Annotated in this window: 5 protein-coding genes; 1 reads left to right on the top strand and 4 read right to left on the bottom strand. The window is 72.6% G+C overall.

What is annotated here, in order from left to right; translation table 11 throughout:
• On the bottom strand, positions 1-976 hold a 976-nt coding region (locus G3I40_RS04760), incomplete at its 3' end, for a histidine kinase (RefSeq protein ID WP_164300894.1).
• A gap of 171 nt (positions 977-1,147) precedes the next feature.
• On the opposite strand from G3I40_RS04760, the gene G3I40_RS04755 reads away from it, so the two are divergent.
• Positions 1,148-1,699 (top strand): hypothetical protein, encoded by a 552-nt coding sequence (locus G3I40_RS04755; protein WP_164300893.1) that lies wholly within the window; start codon positions 1,148-1,150, stop codon positions 1,697-1,699.
• A gap of 9 nt (positions 1,700-1,708) precedes the next feature.
• Here the strand turns inward: G3I40_RS04755 and G3I40_RS04750 are convergent, their stop codons facing one another.
• The 3 genes from G3I40_RS04750 to G3I40_RS04740 form a co-directional block, all read right to left on the bottom strand.
• Positions 1,709-2,281: a cob(I)yrinic acid a,c-diamide adenosyltransferase gene (locus G3I40_RS04750; protein WP_164300892.1), complete on the bottom strand. Its 573-nt coding sequence runs from the start codon at positions 2,279-2,281 to the stop codon at positions 1,709-1,711.
• Between the two features lie 67 nt (positions 2,282-2,348).
• Positions 2,349-3,104, bottom strand: coding sequence for an ABC transporter permease (locus tag G3I40_RS04745; protein WP_343244827.1), 756 nt, complete (start codon positions 3,102-3,104; stop codon positions 2,349-2,351).
• A 5-nt stretch (positions 3,105-3,109) separates the two neighbouring features.
• Positions 3,110-3,780, bottom strand: a 671-nt coding sequence (locus G3I40_RS04740) for an ATP-binding cassette domain-containing protein (RefSeq protein ID WP_164300891.1), incomplete at its 5' end; no start/stop codon positions are given.

Here is a 3,780-nt window from a genome sequence, read left to right as displayed (position 1 = left end):
CGGCCGAGCGCTCCACGGCGACCGAGACGCGGCCCGCGGCGGCGTGCTTGAGCGCGTTCGTCAGGGACTCCTGGACGATGCGGTAGGCGGCGAGCCCGACGGGCGCGGGCAGGCCGTCGGCGACGGCGGCGGGCAGGGCCAGGCCGACGTCGAGCCCGTTCGTGCGGGCCTGCTCGACCAGTGCGCCGAGTCCGTCCAGGGTGGGCGCGGCGGCCGGCTCCTTGTCGCCGCTGGAGTCCCGCAGGATGCCGATCAGCCGGCGCATCTCGGCGAGCCCGTCGACGCTGTTCTCCCGGATCGTCTCCAGGGCGGTGCGCGTGGTGGCGGGATCGTCGAGGGACAGGGCGGCCGTGGAGTGGATGGCGATCGCCGAGAGGTGGTTCGCCACCATGTCGTGCAGCTCGCGGGCCATCCGGGCGCGCTCGGCCGTCACCGCCTGCGCCCGGTCCATCTCGGCCAGCAGCGCGGTCTGCTCGGCACGCAGCCGCTCCGCGGCGGCCGTCTCGCGGTGGCCACGCACGAGCACGCCGGTGGCCGCGGGCCCGAACGTGACGAGCCCGAGCACGACGCCGACGATGATCACGTCGGGCCGCCGCCACCAGGCCAGGAGGCCGAGGGTGGCGACCACGGTGAGCAGGCCGGTGGCCACCGGCAGGCGGCGGGCCGTGGTCGGGCTCCCGTAGAGCACGGCCGCGTACACCAGGTCCGTGAACATGATGAGCGTCGCCAGGCTGCCCTGCGTGAACTGGTCGGCGGCCAGGGCGAACGCGCCGACCGCCAGCGCGGACAGCGGCCGGGTGCGGCGCAGCAGTTCGAGGGCGGACATCACGACGAGGGGCGGGAGCACCCAGGCCCCGCCGTGCGGGCGGCCGCCGTTGACCTCCAGTCCGAGCGCCCACAGCGCGAACCCGCCCAGCAGACCGACCGCGGCGATGCGCACGTCGTCGCGGTGCGGGCGGGGCAGCGGCAGGTGCATGACCCCATCCAACACGTACGGAGCCGGCCGGGCATGGTGCCGCGGGACGAAGTCCGGCGGGCGGCCGCTACATCGAAGGATGCAGCCCCACTTCGTCACTGGCGACGACGATCGGCGGCCGCGCGGCGGCGAACCTGGAAGGGAAGACCGAGACGGGAAGGGGCGACCACCGTGATCGTCACGCTGATCATCATCTGCGAGGTCGGCTTCTGGGTGCTGCTGGCCGCCGGTCTCGCCCTGCGCTACTGGGCGAAGATGCCGCGGGCGAGCGTCGCGGTGCTGCTGTGCGAGCCGCTCCTGGAGGTCCTGCTGTTCGTGGTCACCGCCATCGACCTGAAGAACGGCGCCGAACCCGACTGGAAGCACGGCCTTGCCGCCGTCTACATCGGCTACTCCGTCGCGCTCGGCCACTACACGGTCAGGTGGGTGGACGTCCGCGTCGCCCACCGCTTCGCCGGCGGCCCGCCCCCGTCGACGCCGAAGTACGGGGCGCTCCGCGCGGTCCACGAGTGGAAGATCGCCGCCCGCTGGGTCCTCGCCTCGGTGATCGCGATCGGTCTGCTCCAGGGCGCGATCTGGTACGTCGGCACGGACGGGAACACCGGGTCCCTGGAGCAGTGGCAGCAGCGGATGCTGTTCCTGATCGCCCTCAACGTGGTCATCGCGCTGAGCTACACGCTGTTCCCGAAGAAGGCTCCGGCGATGACCGCGCACAAGGGCTGAGGGACGGGCTCAACGCTCCCCGCCGGGTACCCACAGCACGTCCCCGACCTCCTTGTTGGCCGTACGGGCCAGGATGAACAGGAGGTCGGAGAGGCGGTTGAGGTACGTCGCCGTCAGCGGGTTCATCGTCTCGCCGTGCACTTCGAGCGCCGCCCACGTGGAGCGCTCGGCCCGTCGCACCACCGTGCACGCCTGGTGCAGCAGCGCGGCGCCGGCCGTGCCGCCGGGCAGGATGAAGGACCGCAGCTTCTCCAGCTCCGCGTTGAAGCGGTCGCAGTCCGCCTCCAGCTTGTCGATGTAGAACTGCTCGACGCGCAGCGGCGGGTATTCGGGCTCGGCGACGACCGGCGTGGACAGGTCCGCGCCCACGTCGAAGAGGTCGTTCTGCACGCGCGTGAGCACCGTGACGACCTCCTCGTCGAGGCCGCCGAGGGCGACGGCGGTGCCGAGGACGGCGTTGGCCTCGTTGGCGTCGGCGTACGCCGAGATCCGCAGATCGGTCTTGGCGGTGCGGCTCATGTCGCCGAGGGCCGTGGTGCCCTTGTCTCCGGTACGGGTGTAGATGCGCGTCAGGTTGACCATGCGGTCAGCGTAGTGAGGCCCGCCGCACGCCCACCACCACCCTGGTGCGCGCCCCTCCGGGCGGCCGCTACGAGCCCGTCCGCCGAAAGACACGCGTGCCCGCCGCCACGGCGAGCCCGGTGAGCGCGAGGGCGACCAGGGCCCCGTACAGCATGTGCGTCGTCGCGTACGCGCCCACGTACGCGTCCCGCATCGCGTCGACCAGGTAGCGGACCGGCATCACGTGGGAGAGCACGTCGAGCCAGCCCGGGGCGAGCGCCATCGGCAGCATCAGCCCGGACAGCAGCATGGACGGCATGGTGACCGCGTTGACGACGGGCCCGAACTCCTGCGGCGTGCGCACCCGGAAGGCGAGTGCGTACGACAGCGACGCCACCGAGACCGTCAGCAGCGCAACGAACGCGAACCCGATGAGCACCCCGGCGAGCGGCGCCCGCAACCCCATCACCAGCGCGGCGAGCACCAGCAGCACCGCCTGGAAGACGAACAGCGCGGTGTCGCGCAGCACGCGGCCGAGCAGCAGCGCGAGGCGGCTGACGGGGGTGACGCGCATCCGCTCGACGACCCCGGAGTTCTTCTCCAGGATGATCCCGAAACCGCTGAACGCGGCGCCGAACAGGCCGAGTTGGAGCAGCAGGCCCGGCACCAGGACCTGCCAGGAGCTGCCCGCGGCGCTCAACGGCAGATCGGTGAGCAGGGGTCCGAAGAACAGCAGATAGAGCAGGGGCATGAGGACGCCGAAGAGCATCTGGAAGCGGGAGGAGAGGGTCTGCCGGGCGTACCGCCCGAAGATCAGGAGGGTGTCCTGGGCCAGGGTCTTCACCGTGCTCACACCGCCACCGGGGTCGTGTCCACGGGCGCCGGTCCGCGCCCGGTGATCGCCAGGAACGTGTCCTGGAGCGTCGCGTCGATCGAGCCGCCGTACGCCAGCTTCAGCGCGCTCGGCGTGCCTTCGGCGGCCACGACTCCCTTGTCCACCACGACGATCCGGTCCGCGAGCGCGTCGGCCTCGTCGAGGTAGTGGGTGGTCAGGAAGACGGTCGTGCCGTACTCGGCGCGCAGCCGGCGCACCAGGTCCCACAGGTCGGCGCGGGCGCCCGGGTCGAGCCCGGTGGTCGGCTCGTCCAGGAACAGCACCGGCGGGCGGTGCGTGAGCCCCATCGCGATGTCGAGGCGGCGCCGCTGCCCGCCGGAGAGCGCGGCGGTCCTGCGGTCCAGGAGGCCGGCGAGTCCCAGTTCGGCCGCCAGCTCCCGTGCTCGCGACGCGGCCTGAGGCTTCGTCAAGCGGTACAGACGGCCCTGCGTGACCAGTTCCTCGCGCACGGAGAGGGTCGGGTCCACGCCGCCGGACTGGGCGACGTAACCGACCGCGCTGCGCACCCCCGCCGGGTCGGTCACCAGGTCGTGGCCCGCGACGGTGGCCGCGCCGCCGGTCGGGGCCAGCAGCGTCGTGAGCATCCGGAGCGTCGTGGTCTTGCCCGCGCCGTTCGGGCCGAGGA

This window comes from Streptomyces sp. SID14478 (genome assembly GCF_010548525.1).
GTDB lineage: Bacteria > Actinomycetota > Actinomycetes > Streptomycetales > Streptomycetaceae > Streptomyces.
This window is presented reverse-complemented; position numbering and strand designations above follow the sequence as displayed.